Source organism: Pontibacterium sinense (assembly GCF_015209595.1).
Classification (GTDB): Bacteria; Pseudomonadota; Gammaproteobacteria; order Pseudomonadales; family Balneatricaceae; genus Pontibacterium; species Pontibacterium sinense.
The window spans coordinates 1-24,066 of the sequence record NZ_JADEYS010000005.1 but is presented as its reverse complement, the minus strand read 5'-3'; the positions used below and the strand labels follow the sequence as shown (position 1 = coordinate 24,066).

23 protein-coding genes and 1 tRNA gene are annotated in these 24,066 nt (G+C 50.5%); 6 read left to right on the top strand and 18 right to left on the bottom strand.

Features of this window, described 5'->3' with window-relative positions:
- Nucleotides 1-107 precede the first annotated feature (107 nt).
- Together IOQ59_RS06135 and IOQ59_RS06130 are read right to left on the bottom strand one after the other, a co-directional pair.
- On the bottom strand, nt 108-947 hold the full coding sequence (locus IOQ59_RS06135; protein ID WP_193952397.1) for a YkgJ family cysteine cluster protein: 840 nt from the start codon (nt 945-947) through the stop codon (nt 108-110).
- A gap of 233 nt (nt 948-1,180) precedes the next feature.
- Nucleotides 1,181-2,050 (bottom strand): YicC/YloC family endoribonuclease, encoded by an 870-nt coding sequence (locus IOQ59_RS06130; protein ID WP_193952396.1) that lies wholly within the window; start codon nt 2,048-2,050, stop codon nt 1,181-1,183.
- A gap of 101 nt (nt 2,051-2,151) precedes the next feature.
- Between IOQ59_RS06130 and rph the strand changes: the two genes are divergently transcribed.
- Nucleotides 2,152-2,922, top strand: coding sequence for a ribonuclease PH (gene rph, locus IOQ59_RS06125; RefSeq protein ID WP_193952395.1), 771 nt, complete (start codon nt 2,152-2,154; stop codon nt 2,920-2,922).
- An 85-nt stretch (nt 2,923-3,007) separates the two neighbouring features.
- Here the strand turns inward: rph and IOQ59_RS06120 are convergent, their stop codons facing one another.
- Nucleotides 3,008-3,781, bottom strand: a complete 774-nt coding sequence (locus tag IOQ59_RS06120) for an exodeoxyribonuclease III (RefSeq protein ID WP_193952394.1) — start codon at nt 3,779-3,781, stop codon at nt 3,008-3,010.
- A gap of 318 nt (nt 3,782-4,099) precedes the next feature.
- Between IOQ59_RS06120 and pyrE the strand changes: the two genes are divergently transcribed.
- Nucleotides 4,100-4,741 (top strand): orotate phosphoribosyltransferase, encoded by a 642-nt coding sequence (gene pyrE / locus IOQ59_RS06115; RefSeq protein ID WP_193952602.1) that lies wholly within the window; start codon nt 4,100-4,102, stop codon nt 4,739-4,741.
- 23 nt (nt 4,742-4,764) lie between these two features.
- On the opposite strand, the gene IOQ59_RS06110 is transcribed toward pyrE, so the two are convergent.
- From IOQ59_RS06110 to IOQ59_RS06045, 14 genes are all read right to left on the bottom strand, one after another.
- Nucleotides 4,765-5,196: a hypothetical protein gene (locus tag IOQ59_RS06110; protein WP_193952393.1), complete on the bottom strand. Its 432-nt coding sequence runs from the start codon at nt 5,194-5,196 to the stop codon at nt 4,765-4,767.
- A complete protein-coding gene (locus tag IOQ59_RS06105; RefSeq protein WP_193952392.1) occupies nt 5,186-6,046 on the bottom strand; it encodes a PulJ/GspJ family protein in 861 nt (286 codons plus the stop codon). Before IOQ59_RS06105 ends, IOQ59_RS06110 begins: the two co-directional genes overlap by 11 nt.
- Complete coding sequence (locus tag IOQ59_RS06100; RefSeq protein WP_193952391.1) at nt 6,046-6,591, bottom strand: type IV pilus modification PilV family protein; 546 nt, start codon at nt 6,589-6,591, stop codon at nt 6,046-6,048. The genes IOQ59_RS06105 and IOQ59_RS06100 overlap by 1 nt, the downstream gene beginning before the upstream one ends.
- Nucleotides 6,572-7,087 (bottom strand): pilus assembly FimT family protein, encoded by a 516-nt coding sequence (locus tag IOQ59_RS06095; protein WP_228050727.1) that lies wholly within the window; start codon nt 7,085-7,087, stop codon nt 6,572-6,574. The genes IOQ59_RS06100 and IOQ59_RS06095 overlap by 20 nt, the downstream gene beginning before the upstream one ends.
- A gap of 14 nt (nt 7,088-7,101) precedes the next feature.
- Nucleotides 7,102-7,578: a type II secretion system protein gene (locus tag IOQ59_RS21445; RefSeq protein WP_193952389.1), complete on the bottom strand. Its 477-nt coding sequence runs from the start codon at nt 7,576-7,578 to the stop codon at nt 7,102-7,104.
- A 234-nt stretch (nt 7,579-7,812) separates the two neighbouring features.
- Nucleotides 7,813-9,045 carry a type II secretion system F family protein gene (locus IOQ59_RS06085; RefSeq protein WP_193952388.1) on the bottom strand — a complete coding sequence of 411 codons (1,233 nt, stop codon included), beginning with the start codon at nt 9,043-9,045 and terminating at the stop codon, nt 7,813-7,815.
- A gap of 6 nt (nt 9,046-9,051) precedes the next feature.
- Entirely contained in the window at nt 9,052-10,878 is a 1,827-nt protein-coding gene (locus IOQ59_RS06080) for a GspE/PulE family protein (RefSeq protein WP_193952387.1), read from the bottom strand.
- 15 nt (nt 10,879-10,893) lie between these two features.
- Entirely contained in the window at nt 10,894-12,402 is a 1,509-nt protein-coding gene (locus IOQ59_RS06075) for a tetratricopeptide repeat protein (RefSeq protein ID WP_193952386.1), read from the bottom strand.
- Nucleotides 12,399-13,313 carry an ExeA family protein gene (locus IOQ59_RS06070; protein WP_193952385.1) on the bottom strand — a complete coding sequence of 305 codons (915 nt, stop codon included), beginning with the start codon at nt 13,311-13,313 and terminating at the stop codon, nt 12,399-12,401. The genes IOQ59_RS06075 and IOQ59_RS06070 overlap by 4 nt, the downstream gene beginning before the upstream one ends.
- 15 nt (nt 13,314-13,328) lie before the next feature.
- Nucleotides 13,329-14,957 carry a pilus (MSHA type) biogenesis protein MshL gene (gene mshL / locus IOQ59_RS06065; RefSeq protein ID WP_193952384.1) on the bottom strand — a complete coding sequence of 543 codons (1,629 nt, stop codon included), beginning with the start codon at nt 14,955-14,957 and terminating at the stop codon, nt 13,329-13,331.
- 2 nt (nt 14,958-14,959) lie between these two features.
- Nucleotides 14,960-15,304: a hypothetical protein gene (locus IOQ59_RS06060; protein WP_193952383.1), complete on the bottom strand. Its 345-nt coding sequence runs from the start codon at nt 15,302-15,304 to the stop codon at nt 14,960-14,962.
- Nucleotides 15,297-16,022: a type II secretion system protein M gene (locus IOQ59_RS06055; protein WP_193952382.1), complete on the bottom strand. Its 726-nt coding sequence runs from the start codon at nt 16,020-16,022 to the stop codon at nt 15,297-15,299. The genes IOQ59_RS06060 and IOQ59_RS06055 overlap by 8 nt, the downstream gene beginning before the upstream one ends.
- Nucleotides 16,015-16,623, bottom strand: a complete 609-nt coding sequence (locus IOQ59_RS06050; protein ID WP_193952381.1) for a PilN domain-containing protein — start codon at nt 16,621-16,623, stop codon at nt 16,015-16,017. The genes IOQ59_RS06055 and IOQ59_RS06050 overlap by 8 nt, the downstream gene beginning before the upstream one ends.
- The gene (locus IOQ59_RS06045; protein ID WP_193952380.1) at nt 16,620-17,585 is read right to left on the bottom strand and encodes a type IV pilus biogenesis protein PilM; all 966 of its coding nucleotides are present in this window, start codon (nt 17,583-17,585) and stop codon (nt 16,620-16,622) included. Before IOQ59_RS06045 ends, IOQ59_RS06050 begins: the two co-directional genes overlap by 4 nt.
- A gap of 321 nt (nt 17,586-17,906) precedes the next feature.
- On the opposite strand from IOQ59_RS06045, the gene IOQ59_RS06040 reads away from it, so the two are divergent.
- The 4 genes from IOQ59_RS06040 to IOQ59_RS06025 all read left to right on the top strand — a co-directional run bounded on the left by IOQ59_RS06040 (nt 17,907) and on the right by IOQ59_RS06025 (nt 22,536).
- Nucleotides 17,907-17,982 (top strand) — tRNA-Phe (locus IOQ59_RS06040).
- Nucleotides 17,983-18,399: 417 nt separating this feature from the next.
- Nucleotides 18,400-19,095 carry a monofunctional biosynthetic peptidoglycan transglycosylase gene (gene mtgA, locus IOQ59_RS06035; protein WP_193952379.1) on the top strand — a complete coding sequence of 232 codons (696 nt, stop codon included), beginning with the start codon at nt 18,400-18,402 and terminating at the stop codon, nt 19,093-19,095.
- Between the two features lie 194 nt (nt 19,096-19,289).
- A complete protein-coding gene (locus tag IOQ59_RS06030) occupies nt 19,290-20,675 on the top strand; it encodes a sigma-54 interaction domain-containing protein (protein WP_193952378.1) in 1,386 nt (461 codons plus the stop codon).
- A 193-nt stretch (nt 20,676-20,868) separates the two neighbouring features.
- Nucleotides 20,869-22,536, top strand: coding sequence for an acyl CoA:acetate/3-ketoacid CoA transferase (locus IOQ59_RS06025; protein ID WP_228050726.1), 1,668 nt, complete (start codon nt 20,869-20,871; stop codon nt 22,534-22,536).
- Nucleotides 22,537-22,728: 192 nt separating this feature from the next.
- On the opposite strand, the gene fabI is transcribed toward IOQ59_RS06025, so the two are convergent.
- The gene (gene fabI / locus IOQ59_RS06020) at nt 22,729-23,502 is read right to left on the bottom strand and encodes an enoyl-ACP reductase FabI (protein ID WP_193952377.1); all 774 of its coding nucleotides are present in this window, start codon (nt 23,500-23,502) and stop codon (nt 22,729-22,731) included.
- Nucleotides 23,503-24,066 lie beyond the last annotated feature (564 nt).

Sequence of the window (24,066 nt, the reverse complement as noted above, 5' to 3'; positions counted from 1 at the left end):
TAAATATAAAGTTCTTGTATCGCTCATATCATTGCTCAGCTTTACTGCTCAGAAGGGATGCCTTTTGGCTTGAATGCGCGTTATAAGCGGTTTTCTCGATTATCGGCTTAAGAATCCAGAGGGGCTTTAAAATCGGGGTTCAGAATTTTACCCATTCCGTTCATTGTCACATCCAATGACAACACATCAGATAACGCATACAACAAGGGCTCTGCAGGGCCAGACTGTTTCAGGTGCTTTTGAGTCTGATGCGATATATGACGAGCTTGGTAGGCGTGCTCTGGCGTTGTTTGCTCTTCGCACCGAACAGGCGAAGCATTCATCACGTAATCACGACACATCACCGGCCGAACCGGATAGATCAGACAACTGCGTTCATATAGGAAAGGACACATCACCGGGGTTTTACTGAACTCATCAATAATCCAGTCATGCATATTACCCTCGGCCTCACGGCGACTGCCCAATCTAGCTGACGAGCTTACGCTGTCCGAATCGTTCAGGACATTGCCGAGCCACAGATCATAAACACGGTTGTACTGCTCAATCCATACCTTTGCATGCTGACGGATATGCGCTTTTCTCTCATCCGGGAGTTTCCGGATGTGTGCCTCTAAGGCGGGCCGTTCGAGCGGATAGATATCAATCGCCTGATAACAGCAACGACCGCACTTGTGACGACATACGGGAGGCAAGTGAGTCATCACGCGATCAACCGCCCGGAAAAACACACGGGCCTTTTCTTCGGGATTGCTACCGCAACCCTGCGCAGCTTGCTCCAACGGCTGATCGATATATTTTCGTTCGAATTCTGCCGCCTCTTTCGCGTCAGCCGCCTCTTTTTGATCCTGACGTCCGGTCAGCACCAATGTGATCGACATCAATATCGCAAAGCCGACCAGGCCGAGCGATATATTCATCAGCAGATCAAAAAGCGGGATGGTCATAGCAACATCCATTGTTGTAGATCCTCAGCCTTATTCCCAAGAAGGGATACCGCGATTAATCTCAGACAGAACTATCCGATACTCTGGGCAGGTTCCCCAACACCCGACATCCGTTTCAACACACTGGGGATATAAAGATATAGACGCTGTTGTGAAAATTGCCAATCGCCACAACCAAAAAAGCCCCTTAAAACGGGGCTTTTTAATCTTAGAATACGTGCGAACACTCCGAATCACTCAATATTCTGGATCTGCTCTCGCATCTGTTCGATCAGTACCTTCAGCTCCACCGCGCACTGAGTCGTATCGGCAACAATGGATTTGGACGATAACGTGTTGGCTTCTCGGTTCAGCTCCTGCATCAGGAAATCGAGACGGCGACCAATCGGGCCTTTTTGCTTCAGCACTCGACGTACTTCCAGCACATGGGTATTGAGACGGTCCATCTCTTCGTCCACATCCGCTTTTTGCGCCAACATCACCATCTCTTGTTCAAGACGGCCTTCATCCAGATCTTCTTTCAATTCTTCCAAGCGACTGCGCAGATTATCGCGCTGCGCCTGCAGAATCTGTGGCAGTTTGCTGCGCACTTCAACAACGATCTCTGAGATCGAGACCAGGCGCTGCTCAATCAGCGCATTTAACTCAGCACCTTCGCGTTCTCGACCGGCAATCAGATCATCCAGGGCACGACCAAATAGCTTCAGTGCTTCGGCCTTGACCTGATCCATATCGATCTGCGCGTCCTGCAACACACCTGGCCAGCGCAAAACATCCAATGGGTTCATCGGCTGGGTATTACCCGATAGCGACAATGCCGCTACTTCATCGGCCGCCGCGATCAGTTCTTTGGCAAACTCGCTGTTCACCGTCAATTGCTGTGCTTGGGCTTCGGGGTGAAAACGTAGCGTGCATTCAACTTTGCCGCGACTCAGCTTCTTACGCAGTTGTTCACGCAGAGACCCTTCCAGTTCACGCAGACTTTCGGGCATGCGCAGGTGAGGTTCCAGATAACGATGATTGACGGAACGGATCTCCCAGATCAGGGAACCCCAGGAATGCTCGGCCTCCTGCCGGGCAAATGCGGTCATACTACGTGTCATATGGCTTTATCTCGATTAGAATGCAGGCTTCATTCTAACAGCCAAGCGTACACAGCGGCTATCTGCGGTGTACGGAAAACAAGCAACGGTAGTTAATACGTATGAGCTCCAGCATCTCCGAACAGCTGAACAATCTCGGTCTGAACAAGTTACGCCCGAGTGGCCGTCAACCGGACCAGATGCGTCCGGTGAAAATCACCCGCAACTTCACCTGCCATGCAGAAGGCTCAGTGCTGATTGAATTTGGCAACACCAAGGTGATTTGCACTGCATCTGTTGAGCGCGGTGTGCCACGCTTCCTGCGCGGCAGTGGTAGCGGTTGGGTCACTGCTGAATACGGCATGCTGCCTCGTTCAACGAATTCGCGTAATGGCCGTGAAGCCGCCCGTGGCAAGCAGAGCGGACGTACCACTGAGATTCAGCGACTGATTGGCCGTAGCTTGCGTGCTGCACTGGACCTGAAAAAGCTGGGCGAGAACACCATCACCATCGACTGTGACGTAATTCAGGCCGACGGCGGCACACGTACAGCTTCTATTACAGGTGCTTATGTTGCTCTGGTTGATGCCATCAACGTGCTGAAACAGGACAAGAACGGCGCGATGAAAGGCAACCCTCTGAAACACGAGATTGCCGCAGTGTCTGTTGGTATCTACGAAGGCGAAGCCGTTCTGGATCTGGATTACGCAGAAGACTCCAAAGCCGAAACCGATATGAATGTCATCATGACCGGTACCGGTGGCTTTATCGAAGTTCAGGGTACCGCTGAAGGCGCGCCTTACTCTCAGGAAGAGCTGAACAAGATGCTGGATCTGGCTCAGAAAGGGATCAAGGAACTGTCCGGTTTGCAGAAAAAGGCACTGGCTGAATAAGCCACTGACCCAACGAGATTACCTCGTGTATTAAAAAAGGGAGCGTTTAGCTCCCTTTTTTGTGACCTTAGAAAAACGTGGTCGATCAGGTATCAAGTGCGTAATCGATAATCACCGGCGCGTGTTCACTGAAGGACTGATCACGATAAACCTGCACCGACTTCACCATCTTACGTAAGTTGGCGGTCGCGATCTGATAGTCCAGACGTGCACCTTCGTTCAGAGAGCGGGCACGATTGTAGTCAGGCCACCAGGTAAATTGGCGCTCGGCCTTGTTGATCTCGCGGAACGTGTCCACATAACCCATATCGCCTAGGATCTCTTCCATCCAGTCACGTTCGTTCTGTAAGAAGCCCGAGACACTCTGGTTTACATACCAGTTACTCAGATCGATCGGCTTATGGGCAACACTGTAGGTACCGCAGAAGATAAAATCACGGCGCTTACGCAGGGTCTTTTTCATATGCCCCAGGAAATGCTCCATGTACTCCTCTTTCACCGCCTGAGCTTCTTCGTTCGCCAGACCGGATGGAATACTCAGAGATGCAACACTGACTTTATCAAAGTCAGCCTGGATAAAACGGCCGTGAAAATCGCAAAGTTCAAAGCCCAGACCGGTCATAATCGCCTTAGGCACATGACGGCTGTAGATAGCGACACCGCTGTACCCATCTTCGAACGCATCAAAGAAATAAGGGTAGTAACCTTCCGGGTGATATCGCTCATCATCAAGCTGATATTCCTTCGCACGCAGATCCTGCAGACAAATGACGTCAGCGTCCTGCTGGACCATCCAGTCAAAAAAGCCGTTATCTGCAGCCTGTTCAATACCCTGAGTATTGAATGTAATAACACGCATAGATTAAGGATTCCCGTTACAAGCAGCGCGCAATATGAAGAGAACAAAGTAAACGCGAATTGTATAGCTAAGTTGGCCAAATTGAAAATATCTCACTAATTCTGTCAGATATTGTAGAACCATGACCGCTTTTGGACATCAAATGCCCCTGAATGTTGCACTGCAAAAATACCATATCTGCCTTTTATCCGCATCTTATCTATGATGCAGGATATTTGCGCCAGATCAGCCCTATCGCAGTGCACCTGTATGGATGGTGTACAACGCCTTGCACTGGTAAAATCTGCGCCTGTCTTTAATGCCTTGCCGGAGAACACAATGCAGGATTACCAGCGCGAATTTATCGAATTTGCTATCGAACAGAACGTACTGCGCTTTGGGGAATTCACCCTGAAGTCCGGACGTGTCAGCCCTTATTTCTTCAATGCGGGTCTGTTCAACAGTGGTGTGGCGCTGGCCAAGCTGGGGCGTTTCTATGCGGCAGCGATCGAACAGGCGAATGTACCCTATGACGTCCTGCTGGGCCCTGCCTACAAAGGTATCCCTCTGGCCACAACAACGGCTGTAGCACTGGCGGATCATCACGGAAAAGACGTGCCTTACGTCTTTAACCGTAAAGAAGCTAAAACGCACGGCGAAGGTGGTAGCCTGGTGGGCGCGGCACTGGAAGGTGGCGTGATGATCATCGACGATGTGATCACAGCGGGTACCGCGATCCGTGAAGTGATGGAGATTATCGATCAGGCTGGTGCAAAACCCGCAGCAACCGTAATTGCCCTGAACCGTCAGGAGAAAGGCAAAGGTGAATTGTCAGCGATTCAGGAAGTAGAGCGCGACTACAATATGCCGGTAATCAGCATTGTCAGCCTGAACGACCTGATCGAGTATCTGGAAGAGAAAGGCGATAAAGCAGACGAACTGGCTGCGATTCGCAAGTACCGTGAAGCCTACGGCATCTGAGTAAACCGCTGTCGCGTGATGGGTTAAGGACGCACCGTCCTGACCCTGATCCGACGTGACGCGGTTTCAATACTGGCCGCGTTGCCACCACAACGTCCGGTTGAAGTAATGGTGGTGTAATCTACCCCATCGATCGGTGTCACCTTACAGTTTGTGGTAGCACTACAACCTCTGATGCCTGCCGCAGTAAAGTTGTATGTCCAATCCTCATCATCTGTCGCTGCACATCCGCCGCTTACCTGAGGATGGATCAATTTGCTCAGTTCAAGCTGCACACCACTTTCCGCTGCCTGCAACGCTCGCGCTGACTGAAAGCTTTGCACAGTCTGTTTATGCCCCAGCATCATCATCGACGCCATCCCAGCACTCAGCAAGGCCCCCACGGTGATCATAAAGATCACAGTGACCAATCCCAGACCACGTTGTGCTTTTCTGAATGTTATCTCAGGGCGCATTTCTCACCTGTACCACATGTTGAATACGGACACTTTCTCCGGCATCGCTCACCTGCATATCAAACACAACCAGTGCATTTCGCTGCAAGCTGATTTCGAGTGATGCAAAGGTGGGATTAGAGGACACCGTTGAAATACCACTCGCGAGCAGCGCTCTGTTAGGCTCAGAGTTAGGCAACTGCGCGATCAGGGGCTGCGTTGAAAAAAACGCAGTGCCCGCAGAGAAGTAATTTTCGTAACGATACAAATCACCTGTAGTGGTCCGCAAACAATAACTGACCGGCGAACCCACCACATAGAATCGTGCCGAAGGGGACTCCGTAGGAAACTGATGGGTATCCGACAGCGTTGCCGTAAAACTTGCTGTCGGATCTGCTGCGTTCATCGCATTGATAAACGTCTGAGCATTGTTCAGCAGTGCGACGACCGTATCGTCCTCAACACTATATAAGCCTGCTCCAGTAATCGGGTATACGGCCACGTACAACGGCTCTCCCGTTTGCCAACGCGTGATCGCATCGGCCCCCAAGGGGATAGCCGTAAAGGTATCGCTAGCCGCTGTCACAGGCAGATCTTCGTAGCTCGACGCACCCAAAACCGGAATAAACTCAATACAGCTGGTACTGGCATCACTGCTTACCCGAACCGAATTCGGCAGCGCATTACGCAGCTCACGCCCGATGCGCTCTATCGCTAGCTGGGTCACGTCGGCCATATTCTGACGGCGTGAAGAGTCGACATATCCCCCGGCAATGTTGGCGATAAACTTTACGGAGACGAGCGACATGATACTGAGCAACACAATCACAACGATCAGTTCAACCAGGGTAAAACCTCTGACAGGGCGCATCAGTAGTTCCCTTTGTATGCACTGAAGACAACCGGATTCAGGTTACCCGGCGGGGTGACGGTCACAGTGATACGCTTCACCATACTGGCAACGTTGATCTGCGTTGTATCATAGGCAATAGCGACCGCAACACTGTAGTTTCCGTAGGGGTTATTGTTGCCGGTGAAAATGTTATTCAGTAAGGAGAGCGGGACTTCCGTCAGACCATGATAGTCGTCCACGTCATCAAAGTTGGCTCTGGCCTCACCATCACTGCCAAAGTTTGCTGCAGAAGTGCACGCAGGCATCGTATCCCCACCTAAAACCCCCACACCACAAGGCAATCGCCCATCGCTGGTGCTGTTTTCATCAAAGCGCTTAGTCAGAATCTCTTCCAGGTAAGTTTGACCAATATAGGCGGTGCGGGCCTGCCAGGTGACATCCGCGCTATGCTTCGCCGCGATACTCCAGCCATAGATAATGGCCACCAGCGCAATCGAAGTCACGGTGATCGTAATGACTAATTCAACGAGGGTAAAACCTGCGTTAGCGACACGCGCCATCATAGGCAAATCCTGTCAGAGAGATACAAAGCAGACGACCGTTTGCGTCCAACCGCATACTGCTGCTCAGCGTACCCGACACGGTTCCGTTGCCTGCCCAGATCAGATTGCCGGACGAGTCATAACGTAGGGTCAGGGTGTTGTTCAGATTCAGCGTGCCCGCAATAAAGCCACCGGCCGCCAGGCTCGCGGTATAAGTCACCACATGATTAGACGCTTGCGTCTCACCCACCTGTTCAGCGCTATCAATATCGATCGCATATCGCCAACTTTCCGCTGCGGGTCGATTCAGGCGCCATTCGATAGTGGATGCGTTATGGGACAGTGCAGTGCGTTGCGATAACCGAAGAGAGGTGAGGAGCGTTTCCTGAAAAACGCGATCGCGATATGAAGAGATACCCGCGAAACGAGGAAAGGCGACCGCACTGAGAATACCGAGCATGATCAGTACGGCAACCATCTCAATCAGGGTAAAGCCACGCTGAGTAGCTCCCCCCAACTGCAACGCCTGCATTATGGTACAGTAATGTCTACACCACCATTTTCAGGTGTATAGGTAATGAAATGTGTACCCGCAGCAATAGCATTATAGGTATATTTACAATGTGCAGCGACGGCACCTGCTGCTGCAACCCACTCTGCTTTGTAGTCAGTAGAATCATCCGTTGCCACAACGGGTGCGCCATTCTGCAGGATATTCTCCCAAGTACTTTGGCACGTTGCATGACTGTCTGCTTCTGGGTAAAGATTAGCGTTAATGGTCACAGGAGTACCATCATAAGTCACTGTGCCTGACGCTTCATCAACAACGGACTGAGCTTTTACCAAGCCTGCCGCAGAGCGCAACGCTCCACCCGTACCACTAACAGATGCGTTATGAGCATCATCAGTTACATTCAGAAAACGTGGCAATGCCACGGCAGCAAGAATACCGAGCAGCGCGATCACTACTACTAATTCAACAATCGTAAAACCTGCTTGTTTTTTCATGGTTTTCTCCACTAAACCTAGGCAATTTGTCATTCTGTCACGCCAAGCGTTAAAAACGCATGACGCAAGTCCATAAATCTTCGCTCTACAACATATTCAGATCGATCCGTCGCTTAAATACGTAGGCTGCGATCAAATTTCCAAATGCGCTGCTTTCGATTTTTGAGTACTGTAACAGGTTCTTGGTAACAGCATCCAGCCCAAAGAAAATCATTTTTTCTCGACTGCTGTCAATCACCCTTTTATTGCAGTACTTAGCTCCCAGAGTGGCAGGAAGACACCTAGCGCCAGCACCAAAACCATCCCGCCGATAATCATAATCAGGATTGGCTCAATCGCTGTGGCGAGGTTTTTCAGGTCGTAATCCACCTCTTCCTCATAGAAGTCGGCCGCTTCCGATAACATCTGATCCACCTGACCGGTTTCTTCACCCACCGCCAGCATCTGCATCACCAGCGGACTAAACATACCGGTGCGAGCGGCCGACTGGGTAAAGGACTCTCCACGCTCAATCGCCTGACGCATTCCCGCCACTTTGCCGCCAATGTATTTGTTACCCACAGCGCGGGATACCACCATTAAACCTTGTTCAATTGGCACACCGGCTTTTAACACCATGCTAAACGTCCGGGTAAATCGTCCTAATATGACACGATAGAAAATACTGCCGATGAGCGGAAATCGCAGCTTGGATTTATCCCACTGCAGCTCACCGGATTCTGTTTTTTTCCAGCGTTTAAAGAACACATATCCAGCAACCATGATCGCCAAGAGCAGATGCCACCAGTCCACCATGAAGTTGGAGATGCCAATCAGCACTTGGGTCTGCCAGGGCACTCCGCCTCCTAAGCTTTCGAAAACTGATTTAAAGGCCGGGATTACGAAGATATTAATCACTACCATCGCGGCTGCGATCGTAATAAATACAAAGGTGGGATAGCGTGTTGCCTGCTTCACATTTTTTACGGTATTACGTTCCAGCTCAAGATAAGCGGCCATCTGGGCAAACGACGCATCAAGCCGACCGGTATTTTCACCCACATGGATGATACTGGTGTAGAGATCACTGAAGATCTTCGGATGCTTGTTCATTGCAGCGGACAAGGTATTACCTTTGTCCAGATCGTCCGACAGTTCCGTCACCGCTTCCTGCAACATCTGATTGCGCAAACTTCCCGCAAGCCCCCTCATCGCCCGGGTTAATGGCACCCCGGCCTTGGTCAGGCTGTACATCTGGCGACTGAACATGATCAACTCGTCAACGCTGACCTTCTCCAGGAACTTCAGCCGAATCTCACCACTGCCCTTTTTATCATCCTTCGCAGCCTGACTAATGGGCGTAATGCGGATGGGGGTGATGCCGTCTGCAAGCAACTGCGAAGCGGCCTGACTGCGACCGTCAGCCTCGACACGCCCGTGGGCTTTCTCACCCTCTGAGTTACGGCCTTCATACTCGAAATGTGGCATTCAGTCTTACTCCAGCTCCAACTTGATTGTACCGCCCGGGGTGCGAGCTGGCGCTTGCTGGGTCGTCGGTGAGACTGTTTTAACTTCTTTCGCTTCCTGCTCCGCGTTTGCCAGTGACTCAGCATTGTACTTCGACTCATCCAGCTGCTCGGTCACACGGAAAACTTCTTCGAGTGTGATCAGGCCTTTTGAAGCCAGATCCAATGCGCTATACACCAAAGGCTGGTAATGCGGATCAGTAGAGGCCGCAGCCGTAAATGCAGAGCTGTCGTTGCGGCGCAATGCATCAGCCATAGCATCGTTCAACTCCAGCAGTTCAAATATACCGATACGCCCCTTATAGCCTGTATTATTGCAATAGGTGCAACCGCGCCCTTTTTTAAACTCGCCTTCGCTCAGCCCCAGTTTCGGTAGATGGGCCGCTAGCCACGCATTTTCCTGCGGTGAAGGCCGAAACTCGCTGGCGCAGTTGTTACAGACTTTGCGCACCAGACGCTGGGCCAGAATAGCGCGGATCGCAGACGCCGCCAGATAACCTTCGACACCAATATCCACCAGCCGCATCGCACTGGAAACAGCGTCATTGGTATGCAGTGTCGAAAGGACAAAGTGCCCGGTCATCGCCGCTCGCAGAGAGATCTCCGCCGTTTCACGATCACGGATCTCACCCAGCAGCAACACATCCGGGTCCTGTCGCAGACAGGCCCTCAGTACACTGGCAAAGGTCAGGCCGATCTCAGGATGAACCTGCACCTGATTGACACGTGGCAGCCGGTATTCCACCGGATCTTCCACCGTGATGATTTTCTTATCGAAACTGTTCAGTTCATTCAGCGCGCCATAGAGGGTCGTGGTTTTACCACTGCCGGTTGGTCCGGTCACCAGGACGATGCCATGAGGTTCTCGAATCAAGCGGCGCAGACGCGCCAGCATTTCATCGGGCATCCCCGCTTTATCCAACCCGACAATCCCCCCGGACTGATCCAGCAAACGCATAACAACCGATTCACCGTGTTGGATCGGCAGCGTTGAAATACGCACATCGATACTGCGCCCCTTCACATTCATATTGAAGCGGCCATCTTGTGGCAGGCGTTTTTCGGAGATATTCAGATGCGCCATCAGCTTCAGACGCAGTACCAGTGCTGAGGCGATGCGATGCTCTTTCATCACATGCTCGTGCAGCATGCCGTCTACACGCTGTCGGACGCGAAGTACGGTTTCATCCGGTTCGATATGAATATCTGATGCACCAATCTGCACCGCATCTTCAAACAGACTTTTGAGCAGCTTAACAACCGGTACGTCTTTCTCATCGTTCGCGGTCATCTGGGCCAGATCGAACGCGTCTTCGGCGATCTCGTCACTCAACTGATCCGCCAATACCTCAATATCGCTGGTACGGCGATACACCAGATCCAGTGACTGCAGCAGCTGGGATTCCGATACCACAGCAACATCAACCGGTTTTGGCAGTAGGCGCTGCAACTCGTCGAAGGCGAAGATATCCATTGGATCGCTCATACCCACGACAAAGGAATCACTGTCTTCCTTCAGTACAATCGAGCGAAAACGACGGGCATGGGTTTCAGACAGGCGCAATACATCCTGCTGATTAAATGAGTAGTGGGCCAGATCCACCATCGGGATCTTCAGCTGCTTGGACAGAAACTCCAGAAAATGCTTCTCTTCCACCAGCCCCATTGTGACCAGTGTTTTACCCAATTTCTGACGTGTTTTTTTCTGCTGGGCGAGCGCTTCCATGAGCTGAGGCTCTGTCAGCACGCCTTCCTGAACCAGCATATCGCCGATACGTAATTTGGGTGCAGCCATGTTGTGCCGTACCTCCTACCGCTCAGCCAGCTGTTTAAGCCGCTGAGTTACAAAACGCTTAAGATTGTCATCCAGATTTGGCACCTGCAGGCTACTTTCATACGCCTTGCGGGATTCATCCTCGCGGGTCGCTAACTCTAATGAGTAACCTAACCCCACCCAGAGACGTGCCTGTCTGCTATCGTACTTCAGCAGTTGATAATATACGTTAACGGCATCCTCTGCCCGTCCTTGCTGCTGCAATGCTGCAGCCCGGATCTCATGATACTCTCCATCCAATTTGATTGCAGGCGGCGCACTCTCCATCAGGTTAACGGCCGCAGCGCTATCACCTTTTGCAAGTAATACACGCGCTTTCACTTTCTTCAGCCCCGAATCCAGCGGCATCACCCGCAGGCCTTCATCCACCAACCGTTCTGACTGACCATGATCACCTGCCGCCAGATAGATCCCCGCCAGCAGTGCACGACTTTCAACGGACGCTGGGGCCTGCTCTAGCTGTTTCTGTAACAGCGCTTGTGCCGTTGAAACTTTGTTTTTCTGCAACAGCTTACGCGCTTTCGCAACCGCCTGATCGTCCGTCAAAACTTGAGCAGTTTTCTGAAATACCGGCTTAGGTGCAGGCTTGCTCTGCGCAACCACCTTCGCATTGGGCTGCGGCTTTTCCGCTTTCGATTTAGCAGGTGAAGGTTTGTGCGAGGTCTGCGGCCTTTTCGTTTTACTGTCTGCGACGGCAGTATTTACAGAGCGACCAGTCGTGCTGGATACAGACGCGGAGGTTTGGGCCGCGTTCACGCTCTTCGTTTCAGCAATAGGCATCGCAATATTGGCAACGGGTTCTGACACGACTTCGCTTCGGTTCTGTCGAATGGACTTAGCGACGGACGTCGACGATAGCAATTGCGGCTTCGCCAACAGCACTTGCACGCGGATTTGATGCTCAGAGTCTCGTATCAGGGAAAAGCGTGCGTCTCGGCTGGCTTTTAGATCCAGTAACAGCTGACCTTTCGCCGACATCAGATTGAACTCGCTGATTACCTCAGATGGGGGTAACGGCAGAGTGTTATCTAACCGTGCTTTCGGTAGCGCGATCACCACCGACTGACGGGTTTGATTTAACAGCTGAATATCCGGCCGCGCATTAAACTGTATCACCAGATCGCCGCCTGTAGATGTTGGTAACCAACGCACCTGACTAATCACCAACCTCTCAGCCACACGGGCAGGCTCAGGCTGAGTATCAACAACCTCAACCACTGTCGGCTGGACAGACAATGCTGTAGAGGCCACTTGCCTCTGCGCGGGCACGCTGTCCTTTGAGCGCTGCTGCCATAGCTGCCACGCGAGTAGAACAAACCCCAGGATCAAAGCCACCAGTACAATCAACAAAGGCCAGGAGCGCCTTTGCTGTCGATTGGCAGAATCGGAATGACTCACACTACGAACAGAATCGTCGGACAATGGCGATTGTCCACCTTGTCCCCGTTTTTCTAAGTCTCGCAGCATGTCATTCACCAGGCTCATGGCAGCAACCCCAGCACCGTCACCGTCCAGGTGATTGCTGCGACAGTAATCACTGCAGCAACGGCTGGCAACCACTGCTTAATCTGGGAAGACGCCGGTAAATCGGCACCTTCTGTGTCTGCAATAGCCCGAAAGGCATACGTGGCAGATACCCGGTCGTCACCTTTACCGAACGCAGCCAACAGTGCTTTATGGGCCAGAATATTCACCAACCTTGGTACACCACCCGACGCTTTCGCAATCGCGGCACAGGTCTCGTGGTCAAAAGGCGGCATTCCGCTATAACCCGCGGTTTCCATCCGCCAGTTAATATATCCACGGACCTCATCCTCATCCAACTTCTTCAGGCAATGGCTATAGGTGATCCGCTGTTTGAGCTGGCGCAGGCTGTACTGGTCCAGTTTTTTGTCCAGCTCTGGCTGGCCAAACAGCACCACCTGAAACAGTTTTTCAGACTCTGTTTCAAGGTTGGTGAGCAGGCGTAGCGCTTCGATTGTTTCATCGGGCATAGCTTGTACTTCATCCACCAGTAAAACCACACGCTGGCCCCGGTGAGCGTATTCGATCAGTCGCTCGGTTAACGACTGTAACAGGTCATGATTCGACTTTTCCTGCGCATAGATGCCTAATTCAGATGCAACGGCACAACGAAACTCATCCGGGCTTAAGTAAGAGTTGGGGATAAAAACGGTAACGTAGTGGTTATCATCCAGCGTGTTGAGCAGCTTACGGCACAACAACGTCTTACCGGTGCCAACCTCACCCACGACTTTGATAAACCCATCGCCACTGTGAAGCGCGACCAGCATCAGATTTAGTGCCTCCTGATGGCTGGCCAAATTCAGAAAAAAGCGGGTATTGGGTGTTAATGTGAACGGCAGCTCGCGCAAGCCAAAGTGCTCAGCATACATTCACTGTCTCTCAATTCACTTCACGCTATCAGCGCGAAGACGCTCAAACGATTGCAAGCTACGCTCCAGCTCTTTCTGCCAGCTGTCGTTGTTTGCCAACACCGGACGCAGAAGAATCACCAGCTCGGTTTTGGAACCCACCGAGCGACGCTGCTTGAACAGATTACCCACACCGGGAATATCACCCAATAAAGGCGTGCTCTCATTCTGATCAGAGTTCTCAGATTTCATCAAACCGCCAATGACAATCACCTGTCCGCTATCAGCACGCACAATGCTGTCGGATTCACGAATGGAGCTAAACGCAAGAGGAATCGAGAAGTCGTCGCTACCGACATTAATTTGCTTCTGCTGATCTTCAACCTCAGACACGGTTGGATGAATATGCAGGACAATTTCACCCTTTCCGCTAATCTGTGGCGTTACATCAAGCGCAATCCCCGAGAAGAAAGGGGTCAGCTCAACACTTGGTGTGGTGGTCGTTGAGGTACCGGTGGTGGTGGTCGTTTCAACAGCCGTGACAAAAAATTCATCCGTACCAACTTTGATCACGGCTTTCTGGTTATTCACGGTTGATACACGCGGGCTAGACAATACCTGAACATCGCCCTGTTGCCCCAGTAACTCGATCACTGCAGTAAAGTCATTTAAGGAAAAGGCTGAACGGAATATACCGCCCAAACCATCTGCACTAATTGACGATGCGACCTGATTCAGCGTGATTGTTTTTCCTGCACTCGGCTCACCCAGTGTTGCCCAGTTTACGCCTGCCTGGAACTTATCACTGAGTGTGATTTCCAGAATCTTGGCTTCGATGACAACCTGACGGTGAAGTGTCAGCTCAGCCCGTTCCAGATATTCACGCACTGTCGCCAACTCACTCGGTAATGCCCGCACGATAATCATGCCGGTCTGAGGCGTTACTACAACACGACGCCCATCACCTGAAATAAGCGCATCCAGCGTTTGCTTCAGGTTCACCCAGAAATTAGCCGACGTTTTGGTACTGATCCGCGTACCCACAAGCGTAGAGGATGAACCGGAGCTGCTGCTGTCGGATGAACTATCACTGCTTGATGAACCGGAGTCAGATACGGAATCTCTTACAGAACCCGCACTAACCTGGGTATCAGAGACACCTTCACGTTGGATATCCAGATAATTCAGCTGAAACATTTCTGTCTGTAGCTTGGCGGGAACCACCTGATAGAGCTTACCTTCACGACGATACTCGTAACCGTATACCTTGCGCATCGCTTGCATCACCTCTTCTACGGTGACGTTCTTCAACTTCAGGTTAACCGCCCCTTCGATATCTCTATGCACAATCATGTTGTAGTCAGTACCTTGTACCAACCCCATAAAAAAGTCGTGCGCACTAAGACCATCGGCAATCACGTCAAAGCGCTCTTCACTGGCTTGACCCAATGTCTGTATATCCAGCGGAGGCACAATCGGAGGGGGCAGCAGTTGAGGTACGGTATCCCCCGCAACTTCAGCGTCCTTTGTTTGTTCGTTGATCGCCTGCTCCAATACCGCGATGCTCTCATCGGTTACAGCAGTATCGTTCATCGAATCAAGTGAGGAACAACCCGATAAGGTGACTCCGGCGCTCAGCGCCAACACACTCAATAATCGCTTCATGGTCAGTTCCGTTTCCTGTCACTTAGTTCTTTCTTAAATCCCGTCTGCTTATTGATCAGCAATGTCCGGCGTTGATTGCCCACCTGCAAACGCACCCCGTCTGGCGTAATCGTCAGTACACGAGCACCGTCCACCCGGCTTCCCGGAACAACCTGCTGACCGTTAACAACAGCAACCCGCCGCTTTTCACCCACCATCAGGTAACTGAGGGTAAAGTGCCGCTTTGCCACTTGGGTCGTTTTTACCACAGTTTTATACGCTGTTGGGCGAGTAGGGTCACCCGGGAGTTCATTGGCGGAGACCTGCATACTCAGTACAACCGCCCCAGCTAGAATCAAATTACGCACCAAGCCAACTCTCCTCTGTGCTGAGTGTATGAACACGCAAGCGGATGGTTGCATTCGGATATTTATCCGCGGTGTACTCCAGACGATCCCAGAAGAATCCCTGATGTAATGCTTCAATACTTTGCAAATAACGATACAGGGCTTCGTAACTGCCCTGTAACTGCATTTCAAACGGATGGATATAGATAACCGCTTCCTGCATTGCCTTTTCCCGAGCCCGCACCTCCGCATCAGCGGTTAAGCGCCGAGGAGCAACCGGAGCTTCAGTGCCCTCTGTCTCCTTATTGAGTACAAGTGGCTCCACCGGGAGACTATATGCCTCTATCAGCTTCAGATCCTTTTCAGGCCCTAGCACAGAATGTAATAACCCCAGCATCTGCTCCGGACCGACCAGATTACGGGCAAAACGATCTACATCAGAATTAATGACATCCAGTCGGTTCACCAGCGCTTTAAGGTCCCGATGAGCCTTAGCATTAGGATCCGGCAAGTCAGCATCCTGCAACATTCTCAGCATTTTCTCTTGCGCCCGCACGGAATGTTCAAGTGACGCAATCTGGCCATCAACGCCTTGCATACGGTCCAACGCCGGCTCCAGCACCATTACAAATAACAACATCAACGGCAAAACGCTGGCGGTAAAAAAGAGCAACAAACGCTCACGCTTAGTCAGCTTTTCCCAGGCATCGTTGACTGTCCTCCACGCCTTATTACTCACCGTCGCCTCCACCTGTCACATAAGCCAGTACTTTAAACCGGTGATCTTTGATCTCTTTCGCAACAGAAAAATCAGCAATACGGATCGCACGAAACGCGGCTGTTTCACCCAAATCACGCAATAATAAAGGGACGTCATTGGGCTCTCTGGAAAGGCCATTCAACTGTACCTGACTCTGCGCCAGATTCAGATCAAACTGTGTAATCCAGACACCACGGCGGCTCGCCGATGCCAACCCGTACAAATAGGGAGAAAACCCCTGATTGGATACACCCGGCTGCATTTGATTCAGCATTTCCGACAACTCTTGTTTCTCAGCAATATGTTGACGGATTCGCTTCTGTTCCTGAATCAGGGCAGGATCAGGTCTCAGATCCTTACGCTGTTTCTCCAACATCTTGATCTGATCAGGCAGACCATCATTTTTAGCCTGCAACGCATCCAGCTTTGCCACCTGAGCATCAGCATATTGAGTCACGCCCCAAGATACGAAAGCCGTAATCAGCGTAACCAACACAACCATCATGATGACCGATGGTAGAGACCAGATGCTCCGTGCAACAGCAACTTTGGGTGTATAAAGATTGATTTGCTGTTTCATTTCGCGGTACTTCCCTGGCTAGTGAGAAGACTACGACAAGCTGCCGCCACCGCGAGTAGGCAACGTTGCTGCGTTTCGACATTCAATGCTTTCTCTGCCGTGACCACATCCACCAAGTCCAACGACTGGACCTCCAGTGGTAAATTACTTCGCAATTCTGTCATTAATGCTGTTTCTCCGACTTGAATCGGAAGAACAAGCAGTTTTACGCAAGGTGATTTACCCACTTGGCTTTCGTAATAATCCAGTGACCGCTGTAGTTCCAACACGGCGGAACTCGCAGACTGATGCGGATTCAGATCCGCATGCTGCACGTCATAAGACAGTGTGCGCGTGAAATACATCGCTTCCTGTGAAAGCAAACTCACACTGCTAGATGGCGATCCCAAATGAAATAACACCAAACCCGCTTCTTCATCAGCCAGCTTTTTAGTGATATTCAGTAACGCCAGCTCCGGGATATCGACCACTGCAGGAGCTAACCCCAACTCCTCTATCCAGGAAGCCAACCGTTCCGTCTGAGATTTCTCAGCCACAACCGCATAGACCATTCGGGAACGCCCACGGTAAGCATCTTCAGGCAGCTCGATGTAATCAATCGTGGAGTTTTCGATATCAAAGCCAACCAGATCCTTTACGCGCCAACGTAAAGCATCCGCCATCTCCTCATCAGGCACATCAGGTGCGTCCACCAATAACAATTGATAGGCTCCCTGATCCAACACACCCACAGTCTGAGAGCCTGTCAGTCCTAAAGCATCAATGCGGTCACGTAGCAATTTAATATCGGTAAACGGAGAGGGGGTCTCAATAAATTCACACACCGTCAACGCAGATTTTTTACCACTGCTGACATGTGCCAACGCGACACCGCCATCGACCAGTGCCAAAGCCGTTAACCCTTTTGCCTGCCCCTTTTTCTTAAGGAAAGGAAAGTTAGCTGCAATCTGCTTTACATCCATCTAGCGACCGCCCGAAGAATTCTTGTATGTACCCTAATCTACCGATCTTTACACCTGTTCAGCAAGTACAACAAACAAGTGTTTTGATTCTTATCGGCCAGCCCCAGAAAAGTTTGATGATTTAGGGAGTTATCAGTACAACCTCCGTTGCGTACCCCCCAAAATACAGGCTGTTTTTAGAATCAGCCCTAACTAAGCCCCTCCTTTTCACCTGTATTTGAATATGCCCCCACCTTGCACGCAAAAAAACACAAAAAACACCGTTTTTCCGTTGACAGGATTCGGATAAACCTTTTAAATACGCACCCACGTTACGACGTTGCCCAGATAGCTCAGTCGGTAGAGCAGGGGATTGAAAATCCCCGTGTCCGTGGTTCGATTCCGCGTCTGGGCACCACTTTAAAGCCTCGTTTATTCCTTTTTAGGAAAGCGGGGCTTTTTTGTTTCTGCTCCTTTCAGAAAAACAGATTTGCCTCCCTCGGCACTGCCGATCCCTCAACAACGCAAAGTTCCCACGTCTATGTGTCATTCACTGCCCAAATGCAGGAATCAAAGACACCACCCAGATCCCGCAACCGGCACCACACACCTGTTAGAAAGCGTGTTCTCTAGAACATGAATCGGCTATAATGGTCGTTTTTTGAACAGCAGAGACCTGCTACTTTTCTTAATACACTCGCTCAGGTTACTTCATGCAAACATGGGATCCTGGGTTGCTAGCCGGTTTACAATTAATAAACCTAAGCAGATATAACAGGGAAGATTAGATACCTATGGATATTTAATATTTACTGGATATATAGAATTATTCCCCATGCTGAAAAAATATTTTAGAAAGCTGTTATATTTATGCGCCTCGTTTCTTGGAATTATTCTGCTGCTTATGGCCTCATTTAAGTGGATTAATATTCCAACCAGCGCATTTATGATCGCACATAGTATTGACTATGTATTTGATAATAAAAAAGACGCTGTAAAGTTTGAGTGGATTGATATCGAAGACATTCCTCTTAATATACAGTTTGCTGTTATTGCTTCTGAAGATCAGAAATTCCCAACCCATCATGGGGTCGATTTTGAGGCAACCTCTGAGGCCGTTAACAATGCGCTTCAAGGAAAGACGTCCAGAGGTGGAAGCACCATTACTCAACAAGTCGTTAAGAACTTGTTCCTCTGGGAGGGCAGAAGTTATGTCCGGAAAGCACTAGAGATTCCGCTTGCGATGCTGCTTGAGTTGTTCTGGGATAAGCGTCGCATTCTAGAGGTTTACCTGAATATTGCTCAGTTTGGCACCTCAGACTATGGGGTAAAACGAGGTAGTATTTACCAGTTAAATAAACCCATTCAGAACATTAGCTATAAGGATGCCGCGTTGCTGGCAGCAGTTTTACCTGCCCCCTCCCAATTTAAAGCACGTACTCCTAGCCGCCGCTTAGCCGCCAAACAAGCAAATATTCTCCGCCAGCTGAAAGTTATGGATAAACAAAAGTATCTAACCGCGCTTAAATAATCATTATCGAATCTGGATATTTATCAGGAGGCGTATTCATATTCCCTATACGCCCACACCATCATTACTAGTCTATCCGAAACATCAAGCCCTACCCCTGAGAACAGGCTATTCTCAGCCAAACATCCCTATATGTTCAAAATACGATAGTATGAGTATTCATACACTGCACTGAGCATTAAGAAAGGACTGGTATGCAACACCTCTCAGAAATCCTCAATATTGACGCAGACAACCAGCACTTGCTGGAGTTGCTATCCAACCTTTGCCAGGGGTCAATCGCGATAGATGCCGAATGCCGTATTGCCTGGATCAGCGATCAATATCGCCAATTGATGGGACTACCCAATGAGGCCAACCTCGTAGGCCAGAATATAGAAGCTGTATTACCAACCACACAAATGCCCAGAGTGGTGAAAAGTGGCAAGCCCGTATTTGTCGATCTAATGTCCATTAATGGTCGCTGGTGTTTGGTTACTCGTCTGCCGCTGAAGAATGCCAACAAAGAGATCATGGGAGCACTGGGATTCGTTTTTTACGACGATCTGGACAGCTTACAGCCACTGTTTGATAAGTTCGCCCGCCTGCGCCGCCAGTTTGAATCGGAAAACCTGATCCGCCCGTCCAAATACGCACTGGACGATCTACTGGGAGAATCAGACTCAATTCGCCTGTTAAAACGCCAAGCCCTGCGCGCCGCACAACTGGATACCACACTGTTGCTCTTGGGCGAAACAGGTACAGGGAAAGAGTTACTGGCACAAGGTATTCACCACGCATCTCCCCGTCGTCACGGTCCATTTGTGGGTATTAACATGGGCGCACTGCCCGAATCCCTGGTTGAAGCGGAGCTGTTTGGCACAGCGCCAGGCGCTTATACGGGTGCGGACCGTAAAGGACGCCAGGGGAAAATTCAGCTCGCGAACGGCGGAACGCTCTTTCTCGACGAAATCGCTGAAATGCCACTGCCGATGCAAAGTAAGTTACTACGCGTGTTGCAGGAACGGGAGGTCGAAGCATTAGGCTCTAATCGCCTGGAAAAAGTTGATGTCCGGGTGATCGCAGCCACCGCAAAAGATCTTCGAGCCTTGGTCGATAGTGGCGAATTCAGGGCGGACCTCTACTTCAGACTCAACGTCCTTCCGATGCGCTTGCCCCCACTCAGAGAGCGTAACAGCGACGTCTTGATGCTCAGTACTAAGCTGCTGCCACAAATCCAAAAAGACACTCAATTGCCTGCCCTATCGCTTTCAGAAGCGGCCCAATCATGGTTGCTTTCTTATCCCTGGCCGGGGAACGTACGCGAATTACGTAACCGTCTGGAGCGCGCCTGCGTGATGGCCGAAGGCCAGCAGATCGAGCCTGTCGATCTGGGGGCGCTAGACGATCTGCCCTCTGATACCCCACTCTCGCCTCCCCGCACAGCAGAAAGCCTGAATGATCACCGCTTACAGGCCGAACGCATCGCTCTGGAGCAAGCTTTGATTCAATCGGGAGGTAATAAATCGGCTGCGGCCCGCAACCTGGGAATCTCTCGCGCTACATTTTACGAACGTCTGAAGCGCTGTAATCAACAATAAATTGTTCCGAAACAGAAAGTGTCTTATTTTTAAAACACCAACTATACACAACTGCATAGCAACCCATACATATTGCTAGAAAGATTAGCCTTAGCGTAAGCAGAAACCCACATAACTCTTTGTTTTAAATAAGCTAAGCGTTTTCTGGCTCAGCCTTTGCTGTTATTAACCCCTTCTAAAATAAAAAGAACAGATGGGCGAGAACATGAGCGACTACATCCTTTCTTCTGCAGCAGCGGCACAACTGATTCCTGACGGCAGTACCGTAGTAACCGCAGGTTTTATTGGTATAGGCTTCGCTGAACACCTGGCTAAAGCCATTGAACGGCGCTTTCTGGAAGAAGGGCATCCACGTGACCTCTCGTTAGTATATGCCGCTGGACAGGGTGATGGGCAGATGAAAGGCCTTAATCATTTTGGTCATGAAGGGCTGGTCCAGAGAGTTGTAGGCGGTCATTGGGGTTTAGCCCCTTCGCTCGGAAAACTTGCCTTGGATAACAAAATAGAAGCGTACAACCTTCCCCAAGGCGTCATCTGTCATCTGTTCCGAGATATAGCCGCCGGAAAAAAAGGCACCCTGACCCATGTCGGTCTCGACACATTTGTCGATCCGAGATATGAAGGCGGAAAGATCAACGACATTTCGCAAGAGAACCTCATTGAGCTAGTCGAAATCATGGGTGAGGAACAGCTGTTCTACAAAGGCTTTTCCATCGACATTGCTCTATTACGCGGCACCACTGCCGATCACAAAGGCAATATATCAATGGAGCGTGAAGCATTGCCCCTGGAGGCGCTCGCTATTGCACAAGCCGTTAGAAACAGCGGCGGTAAAGTGATTGTGCAGGTAGAACGGATCACCGATCAACACCAACTGACACCTGACCGGGTGCGCATCCCCGGCATTCTGGTAGATCATGTTGTTGTCTCACCTGCCGAAGATCATCTGCAAACCTTCTCCGAACCGTTTAACCCCGCCTACTGTGGAGATATCCGCGTCTCTGAAAACAGCACGAGCAGTATGCCATTGGACGCCCGCAAGGTCATTGGACGTCGAGCTCTGATGGAGCTTCGAAAGGGCTCCGTGGTTAATCTGGGCATTGGAATGCCCGAAACTGTAGCTCAAGTTGCTGCCGAAGAGGGACGCCTGAGCGAGTTTACTCTGACAGTCGAACCCGGGGGAATCGGGGGGCAGCCCGCCAGCGGCCTCAGTTTTGGCGCGGTAACCAATGCGCATGCAATCATAGATCAGCCAGCACAATTCGATTTTTATGATGGAGGCGGTTTGGATCAGGCTTTTTTGGGGCTTGCTGAAACATGCCCGGAAGGGCACGTAAATGTCAGCCGTTTTGGCAACAAGCTAGCAGGCGCAGGTGGCTTCATCAATATTACCCAGAATACCGGTGATCTCTATTTTCTCGGCACGTTCACTTCCGGCCGTCAAACACTGGAAATTGAAGAGCACAATCTAAAGATTATCAGCAACGGGGCTATTCGGAAATTCCGTCAATCGGTGCAACAAATTACCTTTAACGGGGAAGCAGCTATACGCAACGGGCAATCCGTTATGTTTATCACCGAGCGAGCTGTTTTCCGGCTCACCCCGGAAGGTTTAAAGCTCATTGAAATTGCGCCTGGAATAGACCTACAAAGGGATATTCTTGATCAGATGGATTTCAGACCGATCATTGATGATGATCTGGATATGATGGATCCGCGTCTATTTCACGACGGCCCGATGAATCTGGATCACCGCGGTAGCATGCCCATCAAGCACATGCGTAATCTGTTCCGCAACATGCTACACGCCCAAGACGAGCACTTGGAAACACACAGGGTTCTTGCATCCCCGGCAGCCTAATCTGCTGGTTTCAGGCCTTGAGATCTGACATCAAGGCCTTTCTCCGTACCCAAATCTGGTCGTGCGTTGGTCATTTTTTGCGTCGGGTACGGAGCCTTTTACGAATCCTTTCGAATTGAGGCGATCAATCTCTGTTTATTAACTACAGTGCACACAAGACTGCGTGGCCTCTCTCCTGATCTGCATCCTCTATCAGGACATAATATTATCGCCGGCATCCACATACACGAGGTTACCAGTCATTCTCTGGCCCAAATCGCTAATCAGAAACGCCACCAAGTTACCAACGTCTTCTGGTGTCGCCAGTTTATGAAGTGGTGAGCGTGCAATTGACTGCTCCATCAGTTGATCGAAATGATCAATACCAGAAGCCGCTCGGGTAGGCATAGGCCCGGGTGAAATCGAGTGTACGCGAATATTTTTGTCGCCTAGCTCTGCCGCTAGATAACGAGTGGAGCTTTCCAGTGCAGCTTTGATCGGCCCCATCATGTTGTAATGATCTACAACCTTCTCTGATCCGTAGTAACTCATGGTGACCAACGTCCCACCGTCTTTCATCAACCCCTCAGCCCGTTTGGCCATTCGGATAAAAGAATGGCAAGAGATATCCATCGCCTTACAAAACCCTTCAGATGTGCTGTCAGTCAATCGACCGTGCAACTCCTCCAAAGGTGACCACGCAACGGAATGAACGACAAAATCAAGTTTGCCCCACGTCCGCTCGATCGTCTGAAACAACTCATCCATTTCCGCTTCCGAGCTCACGTCTAAAGGCAAGATGAGCTCCGCCCCTAAGCGATCAGCTAATGGCCCCATGTACTGCAATGATTTCTCATTCATATACGTCACACACAGGTCAGCACCGAGCTCTTTCAACGCTTGAGCACAGCCATAAGCGATGCTTTTGTCGTTCGCAATACCAACAACCAGACCTTTACGGCCTTCCAGAGACAGCTTATTACTCATTGCAAATACCTGTAAGAAAAGTGTTTTGTAACCTGAGCCTAGAGTGGCTCTATTACAGCGCGGTTAACGCATACGCAGCATAATAAGGAAACCATATAGACATGCAGGTATAGCGGCACATACGAAGATAGCATTAGGAAAATTTAGCGATCTTTTTTTTGCAGTCGCACAGTAATCGGAATTACTTTGATAAGAGTCGATGAGATATCAACGTGGTGGCGAGAGTAAACACAGTGTAGCGCACCATGAGTTTAGAGAATGCGCCTTATAGAAGCGTCTTTAGGCGACAAGGGCTTCGGAGAAGCGCGGATGACGTGTTCGAGTTCAGAACTAAGGTGATTGGCAGAAGGCATGCTGATGCCTGCCTGGTTGCCTGAAGATAACCCTACATTAAGATGGGAGCGCGCAGTGCGCGGCCGTTTTGATCTCCGGCCATAACGAAAAAACCCCAGCTGCATCGCAACTGGGGTTCTCTCTCATACCACAAGGGTACTAATTAGGTGCTTGGCAATGACCTACTCTCACATGGGGAAGCCCCACACTACCATCGGCGCTAAGGCGTTT

Coding starts and splice junctions, on each gene's coding strand:
- mshL (WP_193952384.1), bottom strand. CDS start 14,957: ATGAAGCGATTATTGAGTGTGTTGGCGCTGAGCGCCGGAGTCACCTTA.
- IOQ59_RS06025 (WP_228050726.1), top strand. CDS start 20,869: ATGGGCGAGAACATGAGCGACTACATCCTTTCTTCTGCAGCAGCGGCA.
- pyrE (WP_193952602.1), top strand. CDS start 4,100: ATGCAGGATTACCAGCGCGAATTTATCGAATTTGCTATCGAACAGAAC.
- IOQ59_RS06050 (WP_193952381.1), bottom strand. CDS start 16,623: ATGAAACAGCAAATCAATCTTTATACACCCAAAGTTGCTGTTGCACGG.
- IOQ59_RS21445 (WP_193952389.1), bottom strand. CDS start 7,578: ATGAAAAAACAAGCAGGTTTTACGATTGTTGAATTAGTAGTAGTGATC.
- IOQ59_RS06105 (WP_193952392.1), bottom strand. CDS start 6,046: ATGCGCCCTGTCAGAGGTTTTACCCTGGTTGAACTGATCGTTGTGATT.
- rph (WP_193952395.1), top strand. CDS start 2,152: ATGAGCTCCAGCATCTCCGAACAGCTGAACAATCTCGGTCTGAACAAG.
- IOQ59_RS06045 (WP_193952380.1), bottom strand. CDS start 17,585: ATGGATGTAAAGCAGATTGCAGCTAACTTTCCTTTCCTTAAGAAAAAG.
- IOQ59_RS06070 (WP_193952385.1), bottom strand. CDS start 13,313: ATGTATGCTGAGCACTTTGGCTTGCGCGAGCTGCCGTTCACATTAACA.
- IOQ59_RS06135 (WP_193952397.1), bottom strand. CDS start 947: ATGACCATCCCGCTTTTTGATCTGCTGATGAATATATCGCTCGGCCTG.
- IOQ59_RS06100 (WP_193952391.1), bottom strand. CDS start 6,591: ATGATGGCGCGTGTCGCTAACGCAGGTTTTACCCTCGTTGAATTAGTC.
- mtgA (WP_193952379.1), top strand. CDS start 18,400: ATGCTGAAAAAATATTTTAGAAAGCTGTTATATTTATGCGCCTCGTTT.
- IOQ59_RS06030 (WP_193952378.1), top strand. CDS start 19,290: ATGCAACACCTCTCAGAAATCCTCAATATTGACGCAGACAACCAGCAC.
- IOQ59_RS06110 (WP_193952393.1), bottom strand. CDS start 5,196: ATGCGCCCTGAGATAACATTCAGAAAAGCACAACGTGGTCTGGGATTG.
- IOQ59_RS06085 (WP_193952388.1), bottom strand. CDS start 9,045: ATGCCACATTTCGAGTATGAAGGCCGTAACTCAGAGGGTGAGAAAGCC.
- IOQ59_RS06120 (WP_193952394.1), bottom strand. CDS start 3,781: ATGCGTGTTATTACATTCAATACTCAGGGTATTGAACAGGCTGCAGAT.
- IOQ59_RS06080 (WP_193952387.1), bottom strand. CDS start 10,878: ATGGCTGCACCCAAATTACGTATCGGCGATATGCTGGTTCAGGAAGGC.
- IOQ59_RS06075 (WP_193952386.1), bottom strand. CDS start 12,402: ATGAGCCTGGTGAATGACATGCTGCGAGACTTAGAAAAACGGGGACAA.
- fabI (WP_193952377.1), bottom strand. CDS start 23,502: ATGAGTAATAAGCTGTCTCTGGAAGGCCGTAAAGGTCTGGTTGTTGGT.
- IOQ59_RS06130 (WP_193952396.1), bottom strand. CDS start 2,050: ATGACACGTAGTATGACCGCATTTGCCCGGCAGGAGGCCGAGCATTCC.